This window comes from Vibrio sp. YMD68 (assembly GCF_029958905.1).
Lineage (GTDB): Bacteria > Pseudomonadota > Gammaproteobacteria > Enterobacterales > Vibrionaceae > Vibrio.
This window is the reverse complement of sequence record NZ_CP124613.1, coordinates 511,297-536,640: the sequence shown is the minus strand read 5'-3', so window position 1 is coordinate 536,640 and position 25,344 is coordinate 511,297. Positions and strand designations below refer to the sequence as shown.

Below are 25,344 nucleotides of genomic sequence, written 5' to 3'. Positions count from 1 at the left end.
CTTTTGTTTTGGTAAAAGTGCCAGAGACGCTTAATTCTCTGGCGAGTCTTCGTGCGTTTCTTCATAGCTACAGCTTCGAAAAATTGAGGTGTACCTGCTGATAAGCGCCTTCTTCGTCACGTTCGTAAAAGTTGAAGTAACACTTACTGCCAATAACAAGCAGCGCATCCTTGGCTGCCTCCTGCGCTTTAAGCAGAAGGGGGTCTTGAAAACCCATGCCTATGAATTTGATGGTCTGAGCGACCGAGGCATCTTTAACAAAGAAGTCTTGGACCGCTAACAGCACATCATGAGGCAGGTCGTTTTTCTGTGAGTCGTAATAGTCACGAGCCAGTTGTCTGGCTGCATCGTGCTCTGGGCCTAATGACTTTAACTTATCGGTCTTGTACGTGATTTTATACTTACCATCAAAGCTGAATGCCGTGACATTCTCACCAGAGCCGCGAGAGTGAAGTTTCGTATCGTACTGCTCCAGCATCTCTTCTCTGAACGTTTCAAATGCTTTGATAATGTCTTGTTTAAACACCTTTAGCTTGTTGCTGTGTTCTTTTACCTGTGCCACTAAACCTTTCACAAAAGCATCTTTGCGAAGCTCTGATGCAGGGATGTTTTTCATTGCAATCAGGTCACCGTCGGCGTTGTACACAAACCCTTCAGGTGCTTCTGGACGTTTTAATTTTTTTGTTTCGGTTTCTTTACTCATGAGGCTTTTCCTCGTTGTTGTTGATTGGAAGTACAACGCTCAAACCAACGGGCGCTGCATAGATAAAAAGAGACTTCATACCAGCGCACGACGGGTGTTTCGCGTAAAACCTGCGCTTGATTGATAAGCCATAAGTGGCTTGGCTTTTGGATGTACACCACAGGACACCGACCTCTAGCTGCGATACGAAAGCCAATGATGTGAGCATTGAGCTTTCTCAGCTTTTGCAGGGCCTCGGATAATTGATGACTTTGCTTGATGCTCATTAGCGCACCTCCTGAACACTGCGGCGAACGCCACTGGCAGGGGCAAGGTTGAGTACCTGTTTGGCTATCTTGTGAATAAGCTCAGCGTTCAGCTCCTGCCCCTTACCGTGAGCAAATCGCTTCACATGGGGGATAATGGCTTTGGTTAACTGACGAATTGAGCCCGCGCTATAGGTCCACATTGCATCAAGAACCTCACTGTCTAACTCCCCTTTGAAACTGGCCAAGGCGACCTGGTCGGCATCGTTGCGAGTGATGCCGCGAATGGTTGCAGGCTTGAATGTGATACGAGAGCCGATTTGGTGGAAAATGGACGACTCTGGCATCACCTTCCCGAGTAGGTCTTCAGTCCCTGCCAGAACCACGCCCACACCAGTTTCATCATGTAAGGTGCGGATGTAGTGCAGTGCCATATCCGTGATGTTTTCTGCTTCATCCACTATCAACAGTGAATCGGTCTCTGCCAGCGCATCGATGAGCGCATCAAACTTGTCATCAAGCTGTGCACCTTTGTCGATGTGTGTACCTGTTAACGAGATAAGGCGCTTGATAAGTGCGGGCGCATTGAGTCCACGGCGACCACGCAACATGTAGGTGTTCGGGTGGGTAGAGACATAATGCTTGAGCGCGAAAGTTTTTCCTGTACCAACAATGCCTGTAAACGCGCCCATAGTGCGGTCAGTACGAACAGCGTTGCAGCAGAGCTGGGCTAGCTTAAACACGGAGGTTTGGACGACAGGTACACGTTCTTCGGTTTCTTCAAAGTGGGTGATAGTTTGGTGCATCTTTACGATGTGAGTGGTCGGTGAAGAGCCGCGCTCATTACCGTATTTGCCTTTGAGTACCTGGTTCACCAAAGAAGCACTCATTCGCGCACGCTTGGCTAGCCAGCTCTGGCTCTGCTCACGACTCTCAATCCAGCGTAAAATAGTTTCACACATAGCCACATCGTCACTGTTGTAGTGCGTTGGCCAGTTAATATCGATTGGGTTTGATTCTAGGTTCATCTTTCATTATCCTTATACTTCTTACTTGGGGATGGTGTCGGGGGGGCGTCCCAAACTATCCTGTGGGTTGTGGAGGGGGCTTAGGCCCCTTTTTTTTATTGCTCGTCCATCCAAAGTGCGAACAAGTCATCGTCATCGCCTTGCACTTGGCTATCGTCTTCGATAAGTGTGTAGTCACCTTCAATGGTCAACTCATTAATATGATGAAGCTGCTCATCGTGAGTCAGCGCTTGACGATTGCGCGCTTCTATCTCACCAAGTTTCACTTGTAGACGGCGCGTTTGACCGACTAACTGCTTGTCTTTGGCATCTTGCATAAAGGAGGTCGAGACAACGGCAGCGCGTTCAATCAGTGGTGCATCACACACCAGTACTTGCTCTGAGGTGCGGATAGTCACTTGCTCATCGTTCCACCAATCAAAGGCCACAATCACTTCCTGACCGTTGTGGGCTAAGAGTGCCTCATGGCGATAAACACGGTTGTGCAAACGCACCATGCCGCGTGCCACCTTACGCTTTTCCTGACGCTTCATGAGCTCGCATAAGTCCGTGTTAACGGGCGTGCGACGTAACGAGTCAAACATTGCAGCGGGCGTGGTGTGTTTCAGCTCTGGGTGTGGCCTGTTGTGATACTTGGTGAGCCAGTGCTCAAACTTCTCTCGCCACTCGAAGATGGTGGGCAGAGGCGATGGTTTACCTTGCTTGTTGGCACGCTTGACCTCCATCACCAATCGAGTGCGCACTTCATCGGCTTGGTCAGCGCCGCAATAAAAGCGAGGAAACTCCATTTTTGAGAAGTCCTCCTCCATAGTGCGAAACCAGCGTTCAATCTGGCCTTTGGCTTTTGCGTTGCCAGGGATAGCAAACAGCACAGACAAATCCATTCGAGCGTATAACCCTGCTGTAGCATCACACACAAGGCGGTTTTTATAGCCGCAGCCGTTATCGATATAAATCACTGCGGGCACATGGTCATGGTTGGTGAGAGTGCGCACCAATGAGTTGAAGGTATTCGCGGCACTTTCAAAGTCAGTCAGCTCCCAGCCCACAATGAAGCGGCTGCGCACGTCCATCCAGATAATCAGCTCAGCACGCCATAAGTCTCCAGTCTCAGGATGAGCGAGATACACATCCATCGTGTGACCATCGGCCATGTAGATGTCACCCACCTCAATGCCGTTTGTGGTGCGGGGCTTATAGTGGGCATGACTGCCGTTATACAACTTGCGACCTAAGCGGTTTGGGTGTTGGTTAATGCTTGGCAAATTGTTTAAGTAATGACGCACTTGACGGTCAGTGCAGGTGAAATTTTCATCTTCACGAAGCTTACGAGCCACCGCTGCCATCGACGGCTTACTGGTTTGAAGATAAAGCTGCTGCGCGCGAAGTTCCCAACCTTGCGCCTTCTTACGGCGTCCGGTGTGTTTTGGTGCCAGTGCAGCGATGCCCCCCTCACGATAAGCCTTTACCCAGTTCGCCACGGTCGAGCTAGAAGGAAATGAGCCGTCACGGCCGAGTGCTTTCACCGCTTTACGAACCGACTCCCCCAACGCACCGCTCATGATTTCACGACGCACAAAGTGATACGCTAATGCCTCGGTGAGTCCTTCCTTCATTTTGGTTTCAATTTTCGATACCAGCGCGTAACGGTTTTGTGCGACTACCTTGCGCTCTGGCACAATGTTGTGCAGCTCACTGTTTACGCTTATCTCGGTGTTGGATGTTTGAATTAATACAGTCATAAAAACCTCACTTCACCATGCACATGCGCTGCATAAAAGAAAAAGTTTTAGGGAATGCTTTTGATCTGTGTTGTAAATCTCTTACTACAATCTGACCATGATTCTTTTTCGCTAACAGACCAATAGTTTCACCGCAACTCCGACAGCTTTCGTTACTTTCGATATCGACGTCATGAGAGTTTCGGTATGCTTTTAATTGGACTTGACAGCTGGGGCAACAGAACTCCGCAAAATCTACCCCTCTAATTTCATACACTTTTTGAGCGTGACCACTGACTAATAGAAGTGCTGCCTTTTCATATTCATTATTTTCTTTCCATCTGTGGATGCTTGATAAAGAAGGAAACTGACCTTTGCGTCCAATAGATAGAGCCATCAATTTCGTGTCCTTACCATACTTTCCTGCTAGTACATCTCTTTTAACAACTTCATAAGAGGCACTAAACTTGCTGGGGATGCAGTCAAGAATAAGTTGAGTTAGCTGATGTCTTTTTTGAACAAGTAGACCGTACTCAGTCAGTACTGAATCTATGTAACTAGAAGGCATCTCGTTAGCTAAAAATAGTTCGCTGGTATCATTGGTGTGCATCATTCATCCTCAATCTCAGGTTGTGGTCCTGTTTGACCTTTTAGAATCTTCGCGTTGTCTGCTTTTAGTGCTGATTTAGCATTGTTTTGTAACACCCTGCGTAAGTCTCTCAGCCGAGCCTCTTCATCATCGGTGTACTTGAAAAGGGTCTCGCTTTGGTTAGCGAGCTCTATCCCTGGAATGCGCTGTGTTAAGTGACGAGAAAGCGAAGTGCATTCAGCCAACATAGTTTCAGCGATAAGAACAACGGCATCTAACCCAGCTTGATAATCATCAGAAGAGATGTCTTCTTGTGCTTGTAGAGCTTGAATGTCATTGACAAGTCCATACATTCCATGAAGAGCGATGCGACACTGCTCACTGGCGTAGGCAGATAAATAGCGAACGCGGGCAATGGCGGGATGCCAGTCTTTACTGTATTTGTTTTCTTTATCTTTTTGAGCAATGCGAAACTTTGCATTCCACTTTGCAGTAAGGGCTTTTTCGTGTTCAATGCGCTGCTCCAAATCATTTTGAATCTGCTCACTGTTGTCCTTTTGCTCATCGAGCTGGCGTTGCAGTTCGGTGACGGTTTCTTCAAAAAGCTTTTTCACCTCGGTAGGCTTTTTACATTGCGCGACCTCTTCGCGGATGTGTTCTAGTTTCTCTGGTTCGAGTTTGCGTGCTAGGCGCAATATTGATATTCCAACACCTGCACTCTCAGTTGCTTCAATAAGAGCCTCACCAAAGATATTTAGATTTTGTATTTGCTCATTCACATAGCTTTTCGACTTTTTGAAAATGTGCTCGCAAACCAAGTCCCAGCTAGTTAAAATGACCGCACCGTGGTCAGTGTGAATTTTTTGGTTTTTCCAAATGCCTGATTCTTTTAGTTTTTTGTACGTAGAAATGACCGCCACGTGGCCAACTTGAGTCATAAAGTCCAAACCAGAGTGTCTACCTACGAGCGTGTAAAACTCTTGGACACTGTGATCATCGTGGTCATGTATTAATTCTTGATTGTCTGTACTCATCGTGAACTCTGCCTCTTCCGTGGTTTCCCACCATTGTTTTCTATTGCTCATATCTCTAAGTCTTTTTCGCGGGTTTGCACGAAAACCACAAAGTCAGCTTTTTCCAAATGTTGACTCTTAGGTAAAGCAAAGCAGTATTTTATGTGCCCCTTTCCTAACTTTTTCGTGCCACCAAGCTTGCGGTAAGTGTCTTTCATCTGTTCGAGAACAAGGTGCAGACAAAGAGCATGGCGTTCATCGTGATCTAAGAGACTTAAAATCAAGTTAATTTTTTGCTCTGATACATTGAATTTATGCTTGATGTACTTAGCGTTCATAGCTAGCTCCTAACGACACCTCATGCCGCTTCTGTATAAATGCGATCACCTGTGATCTCTTCAATGCGCTTAAACAGCTTGCGTGTTTTGCCTCTAGGGTTGCCTGTGCGACCAAACCATTTATTGATGGCGTTATAGGCTTGAGTCGCGCTCATATCGACCTCATCAGCGACGTCTTTTAACGTGAGTTCAGCGTCATAAATTTTTGATAGTGTCGTTTTAAATGTCCGGCTGGACTTTCTTTGTGATGTCATTTCAGCCTCGCTTATGTTATATGTGTGAATATTAGAGATTATTTGTATGTTGACGGTAAAAGTATTGATCACATTTACGGGGTCGTCAACATCTAAATGTGAATTTGTGAGGTTATATGTTGTATAATGTAGAATCTGTTATAGAGCGAATGATGACCGTATCAGGGGCTTTGTCTGGAAGGCAGTTAGCAGAGATCAATGGGTGGGCTCTATCGAGTGTTAGTAATTGGAAAGCGAGGGGAAGTGTACCTAAATCTAAAGTTGCACAGCTTTCTAGAGAGCATGGGATTGCAGAGGAGTGGATTTGGCACGGCAATAAAAAAGATCAAACTTCACATGCTGAATGTTCACATTTAGACTCTGTTGAACACAAAAGCGTGTCTAGTAAATCATCTATGTATGAGTTGTTAAGTTCTTTTCTAATTCAAAGTGGTATGCCTGAATCGCAAGTTAGCTCAATAGTAAAATATGTAAAGCAACAACAAATAAACACTCTTCAAGAAGGCCTTCCCTCTGCTACAACCGATAAAGTACTGCCTTTGAGTCACGCTATCAGCATACCAACATACGATATTCAAGCAGCCGCAGGCCATGGCTCCTATGTTTGGAATGAGCACCCCATCGGCACTGTCGAGCAGCCCACCAACAAGTTAGCTAGGCTTGGCTTAAAGCCAGAGCATTTAAGTGTGATCACCGCTCATGGTGAGTCGATGCTGCGAGATTTTAACCACGGCGACCAGTTGGTGCTCAACCATGAAAAAAACACACTCTCCTCAGAGCAAAGCATTTATGTGGTTCGTGTGGGGGATGAGCTGTTGGTGAAACGTTGGCGTTGGGAAAACGATGGTACGCTCGTCGCGGTCAGCTCGTCGGATGGCTGGCCAGAGAAGCGCTTTGATAGTGATGATGTTGAGGTTATCGCAGAGGTCGCTTATACCATCCCAGCCAGCCAGCCAGCCAGCCAGCCAGCCAGCCAGCCAGCCAGCCAGCCAAAAAAGGATGAAAGTGCAAGTTAGGCGTGTCAACCCTTCTTTGGTTCAATGTTAGAGAGGTTGAGGAAATCGACAACACTTGCGTGGGCTCTTTTGTGTAGGCGTCCAAATTAAGGCATTAAACGCCCATTTACGAGAAGAGATAGAAATGTTTTTGAGGCGTTGGAGCTAGGAAGGAAGAAAGCCGCTTAGAATCGCTTACAGCGCGTTTTTGTATTTTGAAGAAGTCAGCCAGGAGGCTGGCTTTTTTTATGTCTAGAAAGAGAGCACGGCTAGCACCCAATTATTAAAGCCTGAACTAATACTCACCGCCAATACAAAATAACACCCAATTCGTTTCTATTCCACTTTAAAAAGCGATGGGTGTTATGCCAAAACCAACCGATAAATCTAAAGGCTTTGATAGCTGGATTGACCTGTTCAAATCCGGTAAGCAAACCGACTCTAAGGGTCGCACTCAAAACTTCACCCATGAAGATCTCGATTCAATCGTCTCAAACCATAACGCGCAAGACCCTGCGCCAATTGTCGTCGGACACCCTAAAGATTGCGCACCAGCGTTTGGCTGGACACACCAACTGCGCCGTCAAGGTGATGTCCTACAAGGCCGCTTTAAAGATGTGGTGTCTGAGTTCGAAAAAGCCGTTCAGGAAAAACGCTATCGTAAACGCTCTATCTCCATTGAGCCCGATGGAAAAGGCGGTTTCAAACTCAACCACGTTGGCTTTCTCGGTGCGATGGCCCCTGCCGTCTCTGGCCTAAAAGACATTGAGTTTTCAAGTGATGACAACGCAATGGCTTTTGAGCAAGGCATGGATACTTTCGAATTCTCCCATAGCCACCGCTCTATCGGTTGGGCACTCAATGCCCTCGCGAATCTCTTCAGAGGCCAGAGAGAGCAAATCATTGAAGAAGACGGCATCGAAAAAGCCAATGAAGTCATGCCGTCTTACCAAATCGAAACCCTCTCTCGTGAAGCGGAAAAACTGTTAAGTGAACCGGAGTCAAGCTCGGCTTTCTCTTCCGGACATAATGAAAATCACCAGGAGTCTGACATGACTAAAGAAGAGCAAGAGCGCCTTGAAAACGAAAATGCTCTATTAAAAGCGCAATTAAAAACCTCCAGCTTTCAACAGCGAGTCGCAGAGAGCCAAGTCGTGGTCGATGACGCGCTCAAACGTGGTGCGCTGACGCCAGCTCAGGCCAAAGGCATGGTGGAATTCATGTCGACCTTACCAGGGGATGAATCCAGTGTATTTGAGTTTTCCGTTGGTAATGCCGGTGAAACCAAAAAAGAAACCCCACGTGACTATCTCAAACGTTTGTTGATGAGCTTTGGCAAACAAGTCCCAATCGGTGAGTCAAACCATGAGTCACCACAAGGTCAACTTCAGTATCAATCGCCAACCGGTGAAGCGGTCGATCCAGACGATGCGAAGCTACACCAAAAAGCTTTGGAGTACCAAAAACAACATCCTGGCACATCGTACGTGAACGCTGTGTTAGCACTGGACGAATAAGGAGACCGTGATGCCTGGATTAGAGCGAGCAGTAACAAATTTAACGTTTACCTGTATAGGTAAGGTGACCTCGGGTTATTTCATGAATGTCAATCGAACCCAAGCGGATAGCGGGGATGACGTTTGGGGTGTTGTCCGAACAGATGGCACAGATGAGCCTGTTTCAGTGGCTATATCTGGTGATACGCAAGCGTATGCGTCGGGTGCTTTCTCTGAAGGAGATGAGTTGGAAGTGGGTGATGGTGGAACCGTTGTTAAGTTTTCCGGCGCTGGTAAAGCAGTCGGTCGTGCATTTGAAGATGCTGAGCCTGGCGACTGTCCACGTATCTTGGTTTATCAGACCAAGTAACGGCCAAGAACGAATTTTGAAGTAAGGAGAAAAACATGCCTATGAATTCACAACAGGCCCGCGTCGTCGACCCGGTTCTGTCTAAAGTCGCGTTAGATTACGCCACACCAGGCTTTACCGGAAAAGTACTGTTTCCTATGGTGGAGTGTCCTAAACGGGGCGGTAAGGTCATTAAATTTGACAAGAGTAAACACGTCGATATCAAAGAGGCGACTCGTCGTGCTCCTGGAGCACAAATAGCCAGCATGCAGTATGGCTACGCCTCTGAGCCAATCGCTTTATGGGACGACAAGCTCAATGGCAAAGTGCCGAAAGAGTGGATTGACGAAACCGACGCAATGCCTGGTAAGTCTCATGGCATCCGAGCGACTCATAATGTGATGTATCAGCTCGATCTCATTTTGGAGATCCAACAGGCTGAGCTGGCCATGAACCCTGCTAACTATGAGCCTGAGAATCAGGTCACTCTGGCGCCAGGCAGTAAGTTCATTGACCCAGATGTCGATCCTAAAAAAGTGTTTGATGCCGGTAAAGAAGCGATCCGTCGTAAATGTGGTATCGACGGAAACGTCGCGCATTTCTCTCCCGAAGACTGGTTGGCATTTTGTAACAACAATGTGGTGAAAAGCCAGTTTAAGTACACCAACGCTGACTCAATCACCGAAGCGATGGCCGCGCGATACCTTCAACTCGATACCGTGGTCGTCGGTAAATCGGTTTACGCAGCCTCACACGATTCATCAGAGATGGCAGACGTTTGGGCTGGCGGTACTGTGTTGGCGTTTGTCCCTCAAGGCGAATCTGCGTTCATCGATAACCCATCGTATGGATATACCTACAACCGTAAAGGTCATCCAGTGGTTGAGCAGGCATGGTTCGATAAAAGTTGTGATGCCTGGTTGTATCCGACGGAAACGAGTCGTCGACCATACCTAACCTCGATGCAAGCGGGTTTTCTCATTATGGGAGCGAGCTAAGGCTCCCCCTTCACCTTTGGTAATAGGAACACACTATGAAAACCAAACCTTATAAAGTGATCGGTCAGATTTTTCGACGTGGCGGTATCGTCCGTGTGGGTGAGGTGATAGAGCTAACGGATGAAGAGGCACGCGGGATTTTAACCTCACGTCCACCGCTCATCATTCCGCATCTAGATGCTAAGGCTTCGCCTGAATCAGTCCATAACACTTCAACAGACACGGAAGAAAAGCTACCCCTAAGTGGTCCCGAGTTGACAGAGAAATTACACGAGGTGTTTGCGACCTTAGATAAAGACAACAAAGAGTTGTATATCAGCTCTGGGGCACCGAAGACCGAAGTTTTAGAAGGACTCATTGGTCAACCCATCTCGGCTGCTAATCGTAACGAGGCTTGGGAAAGCTTCAACAAAGAGTAAATCTGGAGAAAGTCTATGTACTGCACAGGTGCACAAATGTGCGAGTTCTACGGTAGCGACCACATGGCCGACATCACTGAGCCACGTGCACCTCATGATCCAGATTTAATTACGGGTGACTTGCTCTACTACGTTGCGCTCATTGACCAAGAGCCGCCTTCAACTCATATCGAGCCAGAGTATAGCGATGAAGAGTTAGCTGCGGCTGAGTCAGCGTTAGACAACATCAAGGTGGCGATTAATGCTGCAAGCCGTGAAGCCGATGGCTACTTGCTTAAGCAATATGGCCACCGCATGAAAGATGGCCAATTTGTAGCGGCACTTTTGAAAGAAACCACGCTGCCGGAAATGGTCGGTGACATTGCCAGAGAGCGCATCGCAAGTCGTGCCTCGTTATCACAGGAGACCATTGAAGAGCGAGCAAAAGCCGCTCGTAAATGGCTCAGTGATGTGGCTGTCGGCAAGGTCGAGCTAGGCGTGCAAAGTGAAAAGGTGCGTTATCACAACCACAGGCGTGTCGCACATACAGCGAACAGCAGCATAGATTGGAGCTCGTACTGATGGCTGGCGTGCAACTGGTTTTGCAGGGCGATTTAAGTCCGATTGAACAGGCATTAAATGGACTGTTAATGCGCTTGGAGTCACCACAAGACATGCTTGATGAAATGGGCGCGGCCATGGTGAACCAAACCATTTTGCGTTTTAACTCTGAGCGCGGCCCTGATGGTATCTCGTGGATACCCAGCATCAGAGCCATGCTTGAAGGCGGAAAGACACTGCAAGATAGCGGCAGGCTTCGTCATTCCATCACACATAACACGCTGCCTAGCAGTGTTGAATGGGGCAGCAATGTGGTTTATGCAGCGATACATCAACTCGGTGGTAAAGCAGGTCGACATCGCAGTGTCACCATTGATGCGCGTGAGTACCTGGGTTTAAACAAGAGTGATGAACAAATTCTCGGTGATATCGCATTGAGATACATGGTTGCAGGGTTTGGCAATGAATAACAAAGAGCTGATTGACGGCATTGTTGAGTGCATCAAGACTGAAATGCCGGAGCTGCGCACGGTTGAGCGTTACGCAGGTCAGTTTCAATCAGGCGCTGAAAAGCGCGTGTCGTTCACGTGCCCTGCGGTTTTTGTTGCGAGCCTTGCTAAGCGACCAAACAACAGTGACCAAGTCGATTTTGGTCAAGTGGCCGTATCGAGTCGCATTGTGTTTTTCTGCATCGCTGATGAAGGTCGACGTCAAAAACGAACGGTGACGGCAGAAGATATCGCCGACCAGATCTCGGTATTAGGTCATGGTCACAACTGGAACATAGATGGGCTCGATGAGGTGCGGTTTGAAAGTTCTGAAAATGCCTTTAGCCCCGCCTTTGATAAACAAGGATTAGGCATTTGGACCGTGACGTTCAATCAGCCTGTTCAGCTTGGCGAGAGTGACTGGCCACCAGGAGAAGTGATTGCGGTTGAGGCGTTCTTACATGACGCGCCAGAGATTGGTGAAACCGCACCAGAGTATCGAGAAAGCTACGACTCGATTGGTGAGGGTCATGTGCGTATTGAAGTGGGTGATTTAGCCGATGGACGTGATTGATAACCTATTAGAAAGGCTATCAAAGCTCGAGCAAATGATGCGTCAGGTATTCGTCCGTGGTCGAGTTCATGCCATCGCTCCCCAGAAGCCGGCTTTGATCGTGAATTACGGCTCAGATGAAAAGCCCATGCTCACGGAATGGCTGAGTCCTATCGGAATTCGAAATGGCAAACATGGAAAAACGTGGTGGTTTCCTGAGGTAGGTGAGCCTGTATGTGTCATTTCGAATGGCGATTTAACGATGGGAGTGGTCGTTCCCGCAACCTATTTTAAAGGTGGTGCCCCTTCTGTTGATCCAGAGTTGTGTTTCACGCAGTGGTCAGAAGGCGCGTTAATGAGTTACCACCGTCAAAGTAAAAAAATGACCTTAACACTGCCAGAAGGGGCAGTGGCAGAGATTACGATACCCGAAAGCGTCAACTTGACGACCACCACATTCAATATTGACGCGCAGGATTTGAACCTCACTGGGAATGTCTGGATTGGCGGTAGTGCAGAGATAGAAAGTGATGCATTTATCGGCGGGACGACGATGAGCATGGGCGCTCTATCGAGTGCAGCATCAATCAGCGATCCAACACGAACCATGTCAGAAGACCGTGAGATTTATAACACCCACGACCACAACAACGGCAATCCAGTAACAGGCCCAGCAAACCAGAAGCAGTAGACGATATGAAAATAGGTATGCACAGAGACACAGGTGACATCATCACCGGATTACCCTATTTAAAGCAGCGCTTTGATGATGTGATGCGCACGTATAAGGGTCAGGTGGTGTGCGCGCGAGGCTACGGAGGTAATTTGGTTGACGAGGTGGACAGAAATTCGGATCCAACGTGGTTTATGCGCGTTTATATGATGGTAGCAGAAGCCGTTTCTAACGTCGGTCATGGTTTGGATGATTTTGAGTTATCCATCATACGAATCGTTACGATTGAAAATGATCGTGTTGAAATCGAATGCGATGGCACTTATTTAGGCACAGAACTCGTCACATTGGGGACAACGATATGAAAGATTTAATCGATTTGAGCCAATACCCTAGTCCCCCTTTTTTTAATACGTTGAGCTTAGACGAGATTAAAGCGCAACGTTATCAATATATTCAGCAAGAAGAAGGCATTGAACTGGATGAGTCGGACAGCAATCCTGCTAGTTGGGTGACGAATGCCGGTGCGTACCGCGAGCTTATCTTACGTGAGGATTTCGACCGCCAATCTGAAGAGTTGTTCATCACAAAAGCCAGTGGCGCGGCTTTGGATCTGATAGGCATCACGTACTACAAGGTATGGCGTTTAGAGTCAGAAGATGATGATCGCTATCGAGAGCGTCTACTGTTATCACCAGAAGGGTTTAGTACTGCAGGTCCAGAAGAAGCATATGTGTTTCATGCATTAAGTGCTGATGTGCGCGTAGCAAGTGCGTCCGCCTTTTCTCCTGAACCAGGAGTGGTGCATGTCGCGATTCTATCGACAGAAGGCGATGGTATTCCCACGCAAGAGCTGCTTGATATTGTCTCAGACTACCTATCCGATAAAGAGCGTCGACCGTTGACCGATAGCGTGTTTGCGGTTGCGGCTCAAATTGTAGACTACGCCGTGTTACTGGATTTAGAAGTGCAAAAAGGGGCATCGTTAGACATCGTGCGCGAAGCAGCGCTAAAGCGAGTTACTGACTATGTCGAGGAAACCGAATTATTTAATCAAATTGTTGCTCGATCTCAATTGGTAAAAGCCGCACATACGTCCGGCGTTGTACGAGTAACCAGTGTCCTACCTGATATCGATATTGTGCCATCGGATGGCAAGATCCCAAGATGTGAATTGATAGCGATTGAAGTTAAGTACTATCAAGAAGGACAACCACCACCGGATAGTGAGTATGAGCGACGTGAAGTAAACAGCACACAATACACACTGGATAGAAGTGACGAACGCACTAATCTTGTGTTGGTTGATGTCGGTAGTGCTGCGTCAATCGATATGTCAGGACACCAGTCGTGGTTACGACATGGTTTTTCAGTTCGCCTGTCTAATGAGAGTCAATTTGGTTGGCAGCTCGTTTCTACAGTTGGCAACATCCAAGCTTACTCTTTGTTGCCAAATCAATATGTATATCTTGTATACAACGGTGAGCAAAAACAATGGGAGCGATTGACATGAGCCGTCAAAGTCTGCTTCCCCCTCATGCAAGTCGTTTGCTTCACGCTTTAGATAAGGCGATGGCCGCGATTGAGGATGTCCCTATATCGGATGTGAAATCGCTTTGGGATCCATGGAATTGTCCCATTGATTGGCTGCCCTGGTTAGCGTGGGCGATGCGTGCGAGAGAGTGGGATGATGAGTGGAGTGAGTCACAAAAACGTCAGTATGTCGCCTCGTTACCATGGATTAATCGAATTAAGGGAACGCGCGCAGCCTTGGAGTCAGCACTTCTAGCGGTTGATAGGCCTGTACAAATCATCGAATGGTGGGAGGAGGAGCCCAAAGGTCCCCCATTTACATTTCGAGCTGATGTCAACGTCACTGATGATACGCTAGATCAAGACACAAAGCAGCAGATCTATCGCCTCATCAACAACACAAAAAATCTACGCAGTCATATTGTGGCTTTGTCCTACGCTGTGCTAAGCCGTGGAAAAATTTCCTTAGGACTATTAGCTCACCAAACCCGTGTATTAACGATTAAAGATGCTGCGTTAACTAACAAACCGAACGTGAGCGGCGAAATAAAAATTGCCGCCTTATTTGAAATGCGAAGAGTAATACAGGTAAGCGGATAATGGCGACATTTTATTGCAAATTGACTGACGTTGGCGCAGCTAAACTGGCTGATGCCATCGCAAATCAGACCGTTATAGAGCTAGTAGAAATGGCGGTTGGTGATGGTAATGGTGCTCATTATGAGCCGACAGGAGAAGAGACTGAGCTAAAAAATGAGTGTTACCGTGGCGTTATCGAACATTTCGATGTTATCGGTGATGCAAACCATCAGGTTTTGATGCAGATGACGATTCCGATTGATAAGGGAGGGTTCTTTATCCGAGAAGGCGGCTTGTATGATATCGACGGTGATCTTTTTGCTATCGCTAAAATGCCACTGGCTTATAAGGCTGAGGTCTCAGAAGGCTCTCCAGATGAACTGACAGTGCGGTTTATTAAAGCAGTAGAATCGGCGGACAATATCAGCATCATCATTGACGAGTCAACGGTCTATGCGACGATGGAGTATGTAAAAGAAAACACACCAGGAAAAATGGAGTCTATAGGCAACATCCTTTATGGAACGCTTCAACCAGATGCTTCAATCAGCGGAGACCTACCCGTTGACTCTTATGCCACCTGTCTCTCGCTGGGTATTTCTTTCTCAGCTTTACCCAATGAGTACATGCTCTTAACCTGTTTTGATGCTGACGGTGTATCGATTTGTAACTGGTACGCAAGAGATTCGCTACCTATGTATATTTTACCAAGTAATGCAAGAAGCATCAGCGTATTAAACAAAACATCGAAGTTGATGAGCGTTAATTGCTCTCCTACTTTAACCCAAAAAAATTATTGGAATTTGAAATGATGAAAGTCCCGATTCAGATCCAGCAAATAGATAGTAAAACCCTACTTTGCCTATACAAAGACGGCTCTCAAGAGAATTTGCATAACTCGCCAATGTTTAGCCAAAGTACAAAAGAAAAGTATGATTATTGCGTTGAAAATTATGGTCATCTAATTGAAGAATCCGTGCTCCCAACATTAGCTATGGCTCAGAAAAACTGTATAGATGCGATGATTGCTGAAGTCGAAAGAGCTCTAGCACCACTGTCAGATCAATATCCTCGCTCAGAAATCGATTCATGGCCGGTACAGACTCAAGAAGCGAAAGCATACCTTTTGGATAAGGCTGCGCCTACACCGATGGTCGACACCATATTAGCTCAAGGCGAAAACAAACAACGATTTTGCGAAACACTTGTGGCAAAAGCCACCGCTTACAGTGAGCAAGTCGGTCCTGTCATTCGATGGCGCAGAGCCGTCTCTCAATTTATCGAATTCGCGTCAGCCGAAGAGCTGGCTCATTATACCCCTCAATTTCCGACAGTGCCTGGAGGCAATGATGACTGAAGAATATTTACATGGGACGGAAACGGTCTACCTTGATGACGGTGATGGACCGATTGAAGTCGTTAGAGCCTCTGTGGGAGCAATGATAGTCACTGCCCCTAATGCGCAAGCGGCAATGAAAGCTACGTTAGAGCTAGGCTCGGTTGCCAATAGCAACGACTTAAAGCTTGAGGCTATCGATGCCAATACCCAAGGCAACGGCATTAGCATGGAACTGCTCGCAGGAGGTGGTCCTTCGGTTACAACTGGTGTCAAAGTGATTGGTCAAGCGATTACCGTGACATTAGGAACGGATGCGAATGGTGATCTCAATGCCTCAGCATCGGATATCATTACCGCCTTGAGCACGGACGATGACGCGAGTGCTTTGCTTGTTGCAACCACCACCTCTAACGGCAGTGGTTTAATGCCAGTTGAGCCTCAAACTTACCTGTCGGGCGGCCAAGACGAGGCTTTTCCATTGGGTGAGCCTGTACTTGTCTATCAGAAAAAGCAAATCGCTATGGCAGGCGACGGCGGAACATTAAAAACCGCCTTGACAGAAATGGCGCAGCAAAAAATGGGCATGGTTGTCGTGGTACGTGTTGAGGATAGTGAAGATCAGGCACAACTCATTAGCAACATCATTGGTACAGTGGATGAGAACAATCAACACTCAGGCTTACAATCTCTTCTGCTTGCAGGCAGCAAAATTGGCATCAAACCCCGCCTTATTACGGTCCCAGAATACTCTTCACTGCCGGGCGTAGGTTGGGCGATGGAAGCGGTCGCGAGACGATTAAAAGCACACTGCATCATCGAAGGGTCAAAGCAATCGTTTGAGGATGTGGTTGCAGAAGGTCGAGCTTATACCAATAGCTACTATGTCCATCCAAAGGTGAAACTCATAGGGACTGACGGTATCACTCGCATTCGTCCCAACAGCGCCACGGTTCTTGGTCACATTTTGCGTTGTGATGCTGAGTATGGTTACTGGCAATCGCCGTCAAACCGCCAAATTTTCATCAATGGTATCACGCCAGAAGTCGATTGGATTAGCGGTGATCCCTTGTCAACGGCAAACCTTTACAACGAAAAAGACGTAACCGTTTTTAACGCCCGTGACGGTAAGCATTTCCTGTGGGGCAACCGCTTAACCAATCACAAGTTCTTTAACCAAGAGCGCATACGATTTGTGGTCGGTGAAAGTATTGAGCTCGCTCACCTTGATTATGTCGACCGTAATATCACTAAGCCTTATGTGGGTACCATCACAGACCGTATTGATGGGTTGATCCGCCGTCTGGTTAAGCGCGGTGTTCTGCGCGGAGGCAGAGTATGGTTAGACACAGAGCTTAATGACGATGAAACCATTCGAAGCGGCAAAATCTATTGGAACTATGAACTGCAATTCTTCGGCGTTGCAGAGCGCTTAGTCTTCCGTCAACACATTAACCACAACGGCTATAATGAAGTTCTAGCCGACTACGCAGCGTAAGGGGCGTGTCATGGCCAAAGTATTACGAGACATCAACGTATTTGCTGGAGAAACCTCTTTCTTTGGCAAGGCATCAGAAGTGACCCTGCCCAATATTGAGTGGGCAACCGAAACCTTCAACACCGCTGGTATGGCGATGGAAACCGAAGAGATTTTAAGACTTTTAGCGATGAACCTTGAAATGACCTTTCGTGACCCATGCCCAAAGATGGTCGGTTACGTGGGTAACCCTGCCGCGAGCGAGGAGCCTATCACCATTCGTGGTGCGGTGACAGAAAAAGGGACGACGCAAAAAATCGAAATTAAAGCCAACGGCACATGGAAGAGTATGGAGCCTTCCACTTTTACCGCCGGTGGCGCTGAATACACCAACAAATTTATCGTTAACCTGGATTTTTACGCCTACTACATTGACAACAAAGAAACGTTTTATGTCAGCAATGAAACGGGCGTAGTTCGATCTAACGGTGTCGATATCACAAAGTCAATTCGTGACGCATTAGGAGTTTAACTATGCCACAACTAGAAAAACGCACCGTGCCGTTTACGTATCCGGTCAACGGCATGAAAGAAGTCACTTTACGCAAGCCATTAGGTGGGGATTATCGTGGTCTTTCTTTCAAGGCACTCGATAATTTAGATATGGATGAGGTGTTTGAACTACTGACTCGCATCTCACCTCTAACGAAAGCCGAATTGGATGAAGTGCATCCCTGTGACATTCGTAAACTGTGCGAGGCGTTAACGCTTTTTTTCTCAGAGGACTTGCCACAAGTCTCAGCGTTTCTGATGGAAGAATCGACATCGTCACCCCAGAGCGAATAGAAGAGTGGTACGCAGATATTGCCACGATTTTCCATTGGTCCCCTAGTGAAATGGACCGAATGTCACTAGGGGAAATTTACGATTGGCAGCAACGAGCGAAGGCTAGATATGAGCAACTTAACAGCGAGCATGGTGCTTAAACTCACAAACCAAGCGTCTACCCCACTGAAACAAGCTGCTAAAGACACCAACTCTTTCAATGTTCAAGTCTCCAGTACGAATAGCGCATTAACAAAACTCAATGCCACATCAAGCAAGATGACGCTTTTTCAAGAGATGAAAAAGCGCTCTCTTGATACTAATCGAGCGATTGAATCTCAGCAGCAAACCCTTAACCGATTAGCAAAAGAAATCAAGTCAACAGACAAGCCAACCAAAGCACTGACCAAAAGCTTCGAAGTGGCACGCACGCGAATGGTGGCACTAAAGAAAGTCCAGCAAGAGCAACGCCAAAGCTTGCAACAAACTCGCTCAGAATTAGTGCGCTCAGGCATCGACACCAAAAAGCTCACAGCCGAACAAAAGCACCTACAGCGCCAGGCATCTACCGTAAACAGCACTCTCAAAGCCCAGCAATATCAACTTAAGCTCCAACAAGGTAGAGCCACGATTGCCGCAAAACAGCAAAAAGCTTATAACCAGGCTTTGGGAGAAACAAAAGCTGGGTTAATGACAGTCCAAAAATGGGGTGTCAGAGCCGCAGGAGCGGCCTCCCTTGCCAGTGTCGGCGTGTTTAAACTGACCAATAACTTAGCTTCTAGTCTCGACTCTGCTCAAAAGCACGCCGACAAACTTGGCTTATCGGTGACCGCAGTACAAGAACTTGACTACGCCGCAAAGCGCAGCGGCCTTTCGATTGAGCAGACACGCATGGCCATGCAGCGGTCAACACGTCGTATCTCGGAAGCGGCCAATGGTACAGGTGAAGCCGTTGCAGCGTTAAATGAGCTAGGGCTCAGTGCGACCTATCTAAATTCATTAAAGCCCGACGAACAACTCCACTCCATCGCTGATGCCATGGCCGGGGTTGAAAAACCTTCAGACAGAGTTCGCTTAGCCATGAAACTATTCGATTCTGAAGGGGTTGCCATGGTCAATATGCTCAAAGATGGTTCGAAAGGCTTACAACAACTACGAGAAGACGCCAAACGTACAGGTAATGTCTTTGACGAAAAGAGCGCAAGACAAGCCGAAGAATATAACGATCGCCTGTTAGACGTCACCACAACGTTTGCAGGCATGAAAAATCAATTGCTCATTCAATTACTGCCGACCTTTACGTCTGTATTTACTCGCGTTACAAGCTGGGTCTCTGAAAACCAAGCGACTATCACGCTATGGGGAACCAGAGTTGCAGGAAGCATTGCCTGGGTAGCCGATAATGCAGACACTCTCGGCTATGTGATTGCTGGCCTTGGTGCAGTGAAAGTGGTCGGTGGCTTACTCACCTTAACCACAGGCGTGATACGTTTTGGTCAATCACTGATGACAGTGATCACCTTAGGCAAAGGACTGGCCGTGGGATTGACCGCCATTGCCGCTGCCAACCCGATTGGCTTGATGGTGGCCGGGGGCGCAGCACTGGTCACGTTGGGCGTGACCTTATACAAGAAGTGGGAGCCTGCACGAAAGCTATTTGATGCGATTGGAAGTACGGTGATGTCTTTACTTAAGGGCATCGCCAAGGTGTCTGGTTTGAGCTGGTTATGGAATAAAGTCACCGGTTCAAGCAGCGAGACCAATACTCAGAAAAGCTCAGAAGTCGAGCCGTACAACTATCATATTGGTGGGCAAGCCCCCCAAACGAACACTTACACCTCTTATAAACCCGTAACCAGCAACCGCAAACACGTCGACATCAGCATCGATGTAGCTGCTCCTGTTATCCCTATCACGATAGAAAACGGGGATGAGCACGAAGTACGTAGAGTTGTAAGGCAAGAATTAGAGCGTTACAAGCGCGAGATGAACGACCAACTCACCTCACGCTTAGGAGACATTTCATTATGAGCGATATTATGTTGCAACTGGGCGACTTTCCTTTTTCGGTGTCAACGGCTCAATATCAGCAACTCGTGAGACGTACACAGTTTCGCTGGGGTAAGCGCCAGCGTCATATGTTAAAGAGTACTGCGCAATTTCTAGGAGCAGAAGCAGACAGTATCACGCTCAATGGTACGTTCTATCCCAAGGTAACGGCTGACTTGAATCTGATGCCAACACTGCGCGAGCAAGGCAAAGACGGCAAGCCTTTTCTGCTTGTCAGCGGCAATCAAAAGTATGGCCAGTTTCATGGCTCCTGGTTCCTGGAAACATTGGAAGAAACGAATACCTATTTTCTTCGTGATGGCACACCCAGAAAAATTGAGTTCAATCTCTCTATCTCGGAGCTGCCTGATGAATAACGTATATATCACCACTGAGGCCGTGTGTTTGGATTGGATAGTGTACAAGCATTATGGCTATCGAGAGGGAGCACTGGAGACGGTACTGAAAGATGAACGTAATCGCCACTTAGCCGAGTACGGTCCAGTGTTACCCGTTGACGTGAAGGTCTATCTTCCTGATATGCCAGCCTCATCCACCCATTCCACCGTACAGCTCTTAGGCTAAATCATGGAAAAAGCATTCTTTAGGATCCTGCATCAAGGCAAGGACGTAACACCCAATTGGCAACCGTATTTAGTCTCGCTCACTATCACTGATGAACGTGGTCGCCACTCAGACAAATGCGTGCTCGTTCTCGATGACAGCAAACAAAACCTTGCACTCATTGACACCGGAAGTTGGCTTGATGTTTACCTTGGGTATGAGCATGATTTACGGCCTTTTGGCACTTACCAATGCAATAAAATCGACCTAGACGAGTTAGCTGGCACGTACACTGTCACAGCGCAAGCGGCTGACTTTAAACAAAGTCTCATGGCCCCCAATGATGCGACTTATGGCCCAACAACATTAGACGCTTTAACGCGCATTGTGGCAGAGCGTCATGGTTACATCGCTAAAGTGCACCCTGACCTAATCAACGCCTCTATCCCTCACATTGACCAGGTGAGTGAGTCTGACATGGCAATGCTGATACGCGTAGCCAAAGAGCATGACGCACTTGTCAAGCCGCTGGCCGGTCACTTAATCGTTAAGCCAGCCGCCATCGCTAAAACATTAAATAATAACGACACCTACCACCTAAAGTTAGATAGGCAATCAAAAAGCGACTTTACTTGTACCTTGAGTATTCAAGAGCGTCAAAACTACAACAGCGTAGTCGCGCATTGGTATGACGAGACCACTCAAAGCAGGCAAAGCGTTCATGCTGGTAACGGTGAGCCGATTTACACCCTTTCTGGCAACTTTGGTGATGAAGTTGCAGCGTTGAATCATGCCAAAGGAAAGCTTGCACAACTTGGCAGGCAAAAAGCCACATTGACGCTCAACTTACCAGGAACGCCAGATCTCGTCTCAGAGAGCTCGGTTTCAATCAAGAATCATCGCGAGGGCTATAATGGCGATTGGGATGCAGAATCTGTCACTCATCAGATTGGGGCTGAGAACGTATTCACTACTACTGCAACTGCAACCCCAAAGGAGAAATAACATGCCTTGCCAATGCACCCCATTTTCAAAAAAAGCCTATTTAAACCGCTGTGCTGCGCTTTTATTTAAAGGTAAGCTCAACAATACCCAACGCACGGCTTTGCTCCTATTTTCCGCTTTAGCGATGTTAAAACGAAATGTCTTAAGCGAGAATTTTCCTATCAGTTATTTGGCTTATGTCCTTGCCACGGTCTATCACGAAACGGCTTACACCATGAAACCTATCGAAGAGTACGGCAAGGGTAAAGGGCGACCTTACGGAGAGCCCAACCCAGAAACGGGACAGACGTATTATGGACGTGGCTACGTACAAATCACCTGGCTTGAGAATTACGCTAAAGCCATAGATGTCGTGCGAGATATGAATACCTTAGAGCGAGGCCACATTGACTTTGTTCAGGTTCCTGACTTAGCACTATCAGCCGCTAACAGCGCTCAAATCACGATGAGTGGTATGATTGATGGATGGTTCACAGGACGCAAGATGAGTGATTATCTGGATTCACCTGAGCCAGATTACATTAACGCTAGACGCATCATTAACGGAACAGACAAAGCCATTGAAATTGCCGCTCATAGCATGGCCTTTGAGCAAGCAATTCGATTAGCAACTGGAGAGTCTATAGAGCGTCGAACCATCCAGTACGGCATAAAAAACTGCAACGACACACGTGAGCTACAAATACTTCTAGGTGTAACCGTCGATGGTGCGTTTGGTAATAAGACAAAACAAGCACTGATATCACTTCAACGAAGATTGCACTTAGTAGGTGATGGTATTTGTGGCTCAGCAACGTGGTCAACAATAGATCGAGAGATTTACAATAAGTAGTCAACAGACAATTTAAGTCAGTTTGAATGAGCATTAAACAGGTATTTAAAAGGAGGACAACGAGTCCTCCTTCTTTGTGATAATTTCATTAAAAATAATTCCCAGAATTAAGTGTTAATTTAGGTGAAATTTTTTCTCAAAACTAAGTGTCAATCGTTCGCAAAATAAATGTCGCGCTACAATTGGATCAGAAATACGCTGATTACGGCATGGACCCAGTCACTGGCGTCGACCACCCTTACTCTTGTCCTCGCGACCCGAAAATGGAAGTCAGTGCAATCACTAATGCCAAATGGTATGGCGCACCTGCTCCTATCTTTGCCGCTCCAGACTCTGTGTTTGAAGAGCAAGGTCTGTTAGTAAATGGCAACGTGGGCCGCTGGACAAACGATGGTCACTGTATGGATGTACCAACTGCAATCGACTCTTCCAAGCAAGTTTGGGAACGTGACGAATGTAAAGTCTACGAAGAACAAAAAGCTGGTAAGTTCATTTGGGATGGTACCGATACTAACGGCACAGTCGAAGGTTGTGGCTGGTGGGGTCGTGGTGTTATTCAAACTACTGGTCGTCAAAACTTCGGTACATTGAACCACTTCATGGGACGCTCTCATGTTGACCCTGGCACCGTTGGTACAACAGTCAACGGCGTCACTGTGGAAGCGCCACCAACAAGTCCATTGTATGCCGATCTCGATTTTTGTTCGAACCCTGGGCTAATTTGTAGCTCAGAAGAAAACCGAGAGATTAAGTGGATTGCTGGTCTATTCTATTGGGTTACTTCTGTTCAGGCCTACAACGATGAAGGTGGTGCCTATGCAGATTGGAACTATCACGCAGAACTGAAGGCATACGTTGATGGTGGCCTTAACGGTACCGCATTTATCGATGCCGTATCGGGCATAGTTAACCGAGGCTGCCCTGACAGTACTTGTCCGGTTAGTGGCGATGTTCATGCCATTAAAGAGCGCCAAGATAACTTCAAGCTCGTGTTACAAACGCTTGGGCTAAACCCGCAGTAATGGTCAACGCTTAGCGTTAGCATAGTAAGCAATCGATAAATGGCTCCCTAAAATTGGGAGCTTTTTTTCATTAAAGACCTGACCCCGTTAGTTTACTATTAGCTTGTTATTTGTTTTTAAGCTATACCCCTGTTTTTACCTGGTTTAACTATCAATAATTTATCACACTGTCTTCTTCGGCACTTTTCTGCAAACTCTTTAGCTAAACAAGGTTCTAATTGATACGCCTCATATTGATTAAAATCTATTTCATAATACTCTTCATAATCAACTATCCAATTACTTACAGGGATTGATAAATAAAACCTACCTGACACCTTTTCAATACCAATTGAAAAACGATGCTCTTTGTTAAAAGTTGTATCTTCAAATTTCATATATTTATTTCTCGAACTTTAATTCTTCAGTCAGAATATTCTCAGGCTTAATATAATAAGATAAAGGGGTCAGGTCTTGGATAAAGGGGGCAGGTCTTGCGTTTTGCTATAAATTTGAATTACAGCCTACTCCCCTTCACCCCAAAAATGGCCTAGCTAAAAAACTAGACCACTTCATCAAAATGGCAAAAGGCAAGACCTGACCCTGTTGGCTGTTGCTCTTCTATATGTTTGGCTTAGAAAAACGAATGACAGTTGTTAAATCTGGCGTTGTACCATCGACATGAAAACACTCAAGTCCTTGACCTCGTGCTACTGCTATACATATACCTAAACCGTATTCACCATTTTCTTTCTTGACTGAATCCGCTCTAAAAAAGTTCAACTCGCCTGGGACACTAGTTAATGGATTTTGTAAGACAAACCGTAGTGAACCGTCAGCATTAAACACTGCCGCATTATTTGGGGGGGGGAGGAATGGACAGTCAGTCACTTCTTCATTAACATCATGAATGACTAGAACTCCACTTCTATCTTCGAGTACATTAATAGATAAGTTTTGTTGTAAACTAGGAGTAAAGTTAACAGGGCTACAATCGTCCAAAATCCAGAAGCTCCCCAAAGGTTTGCTATGGGGGTAGGGTTTAAGGTTTTTTTTGTCTTTTCTAACCTCCTCCCGTGTAGCCATACCGAAATCCCTGGCAGTTACCACTTCACCATTATCGGAAATGTAGTTGCTATATACCATTCTAATTTTCTTAATCATTGTAGTAGGTCCTTCACTTCAGTTAGGTCTATATCAATATTCTGATTCTGGTTTGCCTTAGGGCTATTCACAAACTGTATTTGATGGCCACCACCAGTCAATACAGTATCTATATTTGGAACTCCATTTGTTATTGTACCGTCAGGTACAGCCATTTTCCCAATCGTGCTCTCTCGAATTTCGACGTTTGTTAATGTTATTTTTATACGATGTAGCCCTTTATCTGAAGGTTTCCAATCTGGTCTAACTGCAAGCAAGTTTCTTAGCTCTGACTCTGTTTCAATTTTGTTTTTCGTGGCAAATGCTCCTAGCTTTGATATGGCTCCACTCTGATCTCCTTTTTCTAAAGCTTTTGTCATAGCCTCTAGCTGCTTATCATTAATAACCATATAAAATTCTTCAGGTTCAGTAATTTTTCTATAAGTAACTTCCGTTCCTTCTTTCCATGCAGGAGCGGCAGGCCAAGCTGTTCGACTAACAGACTCATCCAACACTGTCTTTGCTGGGTCTCCATTTTGGAAAGATAAAGGGGTCAAAAGATAAAGGGGTCAGGTCTTGCGTTTTGCTATAAGTTTGA

33 protein-coding genes and 1 pseudogene are annotated in these 25,344 nt (G+C 46.6%); 23 read left to right on the top strand and 11 right to left on the bottom strand.

Annotation, left to right across the window (positions count from 1 at the left end):
• Positions 1 to 67: 67 nt before the first annotated feature.
• The 8 genes from QF117_RS02450 to QF117_RS02415 form a co-directional block, all read right to left on the bottom strand.
• A complete protein-coding gene (locus tag QF117_RS02450) occupies positions 68 to 703 on the bottom strand; it encodes a DUF3164 family protein (protein ID WP_282385964.1) in 636 nt (211 codons plus the stop codon).
• Positions 700 to 969, bottom strand: a complete 270-nt coding sequence (locus QF117_RS02445) for a hypothetical protein (protein WP_282385963.1) — start codon at positions 967 to 969, stop codon at positions 700 to 702. Before QF117_RS02445 ends, QF117_RS02450 begins: the two co-directional genes overlap by 4 nt.
• Positions 969 to 1,976 carry an AAA family ATPase gene (locus QF117_RS02440; RefSeq protein ID WP_282385962.1) on the bottom strand — a complete coding sequence of 336 codons (1,008 nt, stop codon included), beginning with the start codon at positions 1,974 to 1,976 and terminating at the stop codon, positions 969 to 971. The genes QF117_RS02445 and QF117_RS02440 overlap by 1 nt, the downstream gene beginning before the upstream one ends.
• Before the next feature lie 95 nt (positions 1,977 to 2,071).
• On the bottom strand, positions 2,072 to 3,718 hold the full coding sequence (locus QF117_RS02435; protein ID WP_282385960.1) for a Mu transposase C-terminal domain-containing protein: 1,647 nt from the start codon (positions 3,716 to 3,718) through the stop codon (positions 2,072 to 2,074).
• Between the two features lie 7 nt (positions 3,719 to 3,725).
• On the bottom strand, positions 3,726 to 4,310 hold the full coding sequence (locus QF117_RS02430; protein WP_282385958.1) for a hypothetical protein: 585 nt from the start codon (positions 4,308 to 4,310) through the stop codon (positions 3,726 to 3,728).
• Positions 4,307 to 5,371: a hypothetical protein gene (locus QF117_RS02425; protein ID WP_282385956.1), complete on the bottom strand. Its 1,065-nt coding sequence runs from the start codon at positions 5,369 to 5,371 to the stop codon at positions 4,307 to 4,309. The genes QF117_RS02430 and QF117_RS02425 overlap by 4 nt, the downstream gene beginning before the upstream one ends.
• Positions 5,368 to 5,637, bottom strand: coding sequence for a hypothetical protein (locus QF117_RS02420; RefSeq protein ID WP_282385954.1), 270 nt, complete (start codon positions 5,635 to 5,637; stop codon positions 5,368 to 5,370). The genes QF117_RS02425 and QF117_RS02420 overlap by 4 nt, the downstream gene beginning before the upstream one ends.
• 20 nt (positions 5,638 to 5,657) lie before the next feature.
• On the bottom strand, positions 5,658 to 5,891 hold the full coding sequence (locus QF117_RS02415) for a hypothetical protein (protein WP_282385953.1): 234 nt from the start codon (positions 5,889 to 5,891) through the stop codon (positions 5,658 to 5,660).
• A 116-nt stretch (positions 5,892 to 6,007) separates the two neighbouring features.
• Between QF117_RS02415 and QF117_RS02410 the strand changes: the two genes are divergently transcribed.
• The 23 genes and pseudogenes from QF117_RS02410 to QF117_RS02300 form a co-directional block, all read left to right on the top strand.
• A complete protein-coding gene (locus tag QF117_RS02410) occupies positions 6,008 to 6,907 on the top strand; it encodes a S24 family peptidase (protein WP_282385952.1) in 900 nt (299 codons plus the stop codon).
• A gap of 344 nt (positions 6,908 to 7,251) precedes the next feature.
• Positions 7,252 to 8,403, top strand: a complete 1,152-nt coding sequence (locus QF117_RS02405; RefSeq protein ID WP_282385951.1) for a hypothetical protein — start codon at positions 7,252 to 7,254, stop codon at positions 8,401 to 8,403.
• A 10-nt stretch (positions 8,404 to 8,413) separates the two neighbouring features.
• Entirely contained in the window at positions 8,414 to 8,752 is a 339-nt protein-coding gene (locus tag QF117_RS02400; protein ID WP_282385950.1) for a capsid cement protein, read from the top strand.
• A 35-nt stretch (positions 8,753 to 8,787) separates the two neighbouring features.
• A complete protein-coding gene (locus QF117_RS02395) occupies positions 8,788 to 9,729 on the top strand; it encodes a hypothetical protein (RefSeq protein WP_282385949.1) in 942 nt (313 codons plus the stop codon).
• Positions 9,730 to 9,764: 35 nt separating this feature from the next.
• Complete coding sequence (locus QF117_RS02390) at positions 9,765 to 10,148, top strand: hypothetical protein (protein WP_282385948.1); 384 nt, start codon at positions 9,765 to 9,767, stop codon at positions 10,146 to 10,148.
• Positions 10,149 to 10,163: 15 nt separating this feature from the next.
• Positions 10,164 to 10,709, top strand: coding sequence for a phage protein Gp36 family protein (locus tag QF117_RS02385; RefSeq protein ID WP_282385946.1), 546 nt, complete (start codon positions 10,164 to 10,166; stop codon positions 10,707 to 10,709).
• Complete coding sequence (locus tag QF117_RS02380; RefSeq protein ID WP_282385944.1) at positions 10,709 to 11,158, top strand: phage virion morphogenesis protein; 450 nt, start codon at positions 10,709 to 10,711, stop codon at positions 11,156 to 11,158. Before QF117_RS02385 ends, QF117_RS02380 begins: the two co-directional genes overlap by 1 nt.
• Positions 11,151 to 11,750 (top strand): hypothetical protein, encoded by a 600-nt coding sequence (locus tag QF117_RS02375; RefSeq protein ID WP_282385942.1) that lies wholly within the window; start codon positions 11,151 to 11,153, stop codon positions 11,748 to 11,750. The genes QF117_RS02380 and QF117_RS02375 overlap by 8 nt, the downstream gene beginning before the upstream one ends.
• Complete coding sequence (locus QF117_RS02370; RefSeq protein WP_282385940.1) at positions 11,737 to 12,420, top strand: phage baseplate assembly protein V; 684 nt, start codon at positions 11,737 to 11,739, stop codon at positions 12,418 to 12,420. Before QF117_RS02375 ends, QF117_RS02370 begins: the two co-directional genes overlap by 14 nt.
• A 5-nt stretch (positions 12,421 to 12,425) precedes the next feature.
• Entirely contained in the window at positions 12,426 to 12,767 is a 342-nt protein-coding gene (locus QF117_RS02365) for a hypothetical protein (protein WP_282385939.1), read from the top strand.
• Complete coding sequence (locus QF117_RS02360; protein ID WP_282385938.1) at positions 12,764 to 13,915, top strand: baseplate J/gp47 family protein; 1,152 nt, start codon at positions 12,764 to 12,766, stop codon at positions 13,913 to 13,915. Before QF117_RS02365 ends, QF117_RS02360 begins: the two co-directional genes overlap by 4 nt.
• The gene (locus QF117_RS02355) at positions 13,912 to 14,535 is read left to right on the top strand and encodes a phage tail protein I (RefSeq protein WP_282385937.1); all 624 of its coding nucleotides are present in this window, start codon (positions 13,912 to 13,914) and stop codon (positions 14,533 to 14,535) included. The genes QF117_RS02360 and QF117_RS02355 overlap by 4 nt, the downstream gene beginning before the upstream one ends.
• Positions 14,535 to 15,326: a phage tail protein gene (locus QF117_RS02350; RefSeq protein WP_282385936.1), complete on the top strand. Its 792-nt coding sequence runs from the start codon at positions 14,535 to 14,537 to the stop codon at positions 15,324 to 15,326. The genes QF117_RS02355 and QF117_RS02350 overlap by 1 nt, the downstream gene beginning before the upstream one ends.
• Positions 15,323 to 15,871 (top strand): hypothetical protein, encoded by a 549-nt coding sequence (locus QF117_RS02345; RefSeq protein ID WP_282385934.1) that lies wholly within the window; start codon positions 15,323 to 15,325, stop codon positions 15,869 to 15,871. The genes QF117_RS02350 and QF117_RS02345 overlap by 4 nt, the downstream gene beginning before the upstream one ends.
• Complete coding sequence (locus QF117_RS02340; RefSeq protein WP_282385933.1) at positions 15,861 to 17,348, top strand: phage tail sheath C-terminal domain-containing protein; 1,488 nt, start codon at positions 15,861 to 15,863, stop codon at positions 17,346 to 17,348. Before QF117_RS02345 ends, QF117_RS02340 begins: the two co-directional genes overlap by 11 nt.
• 10 nt (positions 17,349 to 17,358) lie before the next feature.
• The gene (locus QF117_RS02335) at positions 17,359 to 17,859 is read left to right on the top strand and encodes a phage major tail tube protein (protein WP_282385932.1); all 501 of its coding nucleotides are present in this window, start codon (positions 17,359 to 17,361) and stop codon (positions 17,857 to 17,859) included.
• A 2-nt stretch (positions 17,860 to 17,861) separates the two neighbouring features.
• Positions 17,862 to 18,173, top strand: coding sequence for a phage tail assembly protein (locus QF117_RS02330; protein WP_282385930.1), 312 nt, complete (start codon positions 17,862 to 17,864; stop codon positions 18,171 to 18,173).
• Between the two features lie 108 nt (positions 18,174 to 18,281).
• On the top strand, positions 18,282 to 20,183 hold the full coding sequence (locus tag QF117_RS02325; protein ID WP_282385929.1) for a hypothetical protein: 1,902 nt from the start codon (positions 18,282 to 18,284) through the stop codon (positions 20,181 to 20,183).
• Positions 20,180 to 20,578 (top strand): phage tail protein, encoded by a 399-nt coding sequence (locus tag QF117_RS02320; RefSeq protein ID WP_282385928.1) that lies wholly within the window; start codon positions 20,180 to 20,182, stop codon positions 20,576 to 20,578. The genes QF117_RS02325 and QF117_RS02320 overlap by 4 nt, the downstream gene beginning before the upstream one ends.
• Entirely contained in the window at positions 20,571 to 20,786 is a 216-nt protein-coding gene (locus tag QF117_RS02315) for a tail protein X (RefSeq protein WP_282385927.1), read from the top strand. Before QF117_RS02320 ends, QF117_RS02315 begins: the two co-directional genes overlap by 8 nt.
• 3 nt (positions 20,787 to 20,789) lie before the next feature.
• The gene (locus tag QF117_RS02310; protein ID WP_282385926.1) at positions 20,790 to 21,770 is read left to right on the top strand and encodes a contractile injection system protein, VgrG/Pvc8 family; all 981 of its coding nucleotides are present in this window, start codon (positions 20,790 to 20,792) and stop codon (positions 21,768 to 21,770) included.
• Position 21,771: 1 nt separating this feature from the next.
• Entirely contained in the window at positions 21,772 to 22,602 is an 831-nt protein-coding gene (locus QF117_RS02305; RefSeq protein ID WP_282385925.1) for a peptidoglycan-binding protein, read from the top strand.
• A 179-nt stretch (positions 22,603 to 22,781) separates the two neighbouring features.
• Positions 22,782 to 23,624: pseudogene (locus tag QF117_RS02300) on the top strand (chitodextrinase); the annotation flags it as partial.
• Positions 23,625 to 23,740: 116 nt separating this feature from the next.
• Here the strand turns inward: QF117_RS02300 and QF117_RS02295 are convergent.
• From QF117_RS02295 to QF117_RS02285, 3 genes are all read right to left on the bottom strand, one after another.
• Positions 23,741 to 24,001 (bottom strand): hypothetical protein, encoded by a 261-nt coding sequence (locus tag QF117_RS02295; protein ID WP_282385923.1) that lies wholly within the window; start codon positions 23,999 to 24,001, stop codon positions 23,741 to 23,743.
• A gap of 223 nt (positions 24,002 to 24,224) precedes the next feature.
• Positions 24,225 to 24,767, bottom strand: coding sequence for a hypothetical protein (locus tag QF117_RS02290; RefSeq protein WP_282385922.1), 543 nt, complete (start codon positions 24,765 to 24,767; stop codon positions 24,225 to 24,227).
• On the bottom strand, positions 24,764 to 25,258 hold the full coding sequence (locus QF117_RS02285) for a hypothetical protein (RefSeq protein WP_282385921.1): 495 nt from the start codon (positions 25,256 to 25,258) through the stop codon (positions 24,764 to 24,766). The genes QF117_RS02290 and QF117_RS02285 overlap by 4 nt, the downstream gene beginning before the upstream one ends.
• Positions 25,259 to 25,344: the final 86 nt, after the last annotated feature.